Source organism: Citrobacter sp. VF227 (assembly GCF_052950715.1).
On record NZ_JBRFVF010000289.1, the window covers coordinates 1 to 501 of the forward strand.

The 501-nt window shown below is 72.5% G+C and carries 1 protein-coding gene; it reads left to right on the forward strand.

Annotated features, from left to right (window positions below; genetic code table 11):
* Window positions 1–414: hypothetical protein (locus tag ACU8YC_RS26355; RefSeq protein WP_446896173.1), on the forward strand; the 414-nt coding region annotated here is incomplete at its 5' end.
* Window positions 415–501: the final 87 nt, after the last annotated feature.

Genomic DNA, 501 nt, shown 5'->3' on the forward strand with positions numbered 1-501 from the left:
GACCGGCTCCGGAAGATCTGGGCCGACACCAAGCCGCAGCGTGTCGACCTCGCCCAGCAGGGCCAGATCGACAACACGGTGGTGAAGCTGCTGCTGGACGACCTGCAGGCGGCCTTCGCTCGATGCCAGGCCACGGCGCCGCTCGCCGACGACCTGCCGCCGCCCGCACCACCGCGCGCCGTCAGCCTTGCCCCGGCCGCCGAGGCGCCGCCCGCCAGCAACGACGCGATCGCCGCGTACACCGCCCACCAGGAGCGCGAGCTCGCCGCCTGCGCCACGAAGCAGGACGTCGCGAAGTGGTGGGCGTCGACCGGTGATGACCGCGACCAGACCGGCGCCAACGACGCGCACCGGATGGCCTGGAAGTCGAGCATGCAGCGCCGCAAGGCCGATCTGCCCGACGCGGAGGGCTGAGCATGTCCTCCTGGTCCCCTCAGCAGGACGCGGCCATCCGCGACGTTCAGGCGTGGCTCAAGGATCCGAGCGCGCCGCAGGTGTTCC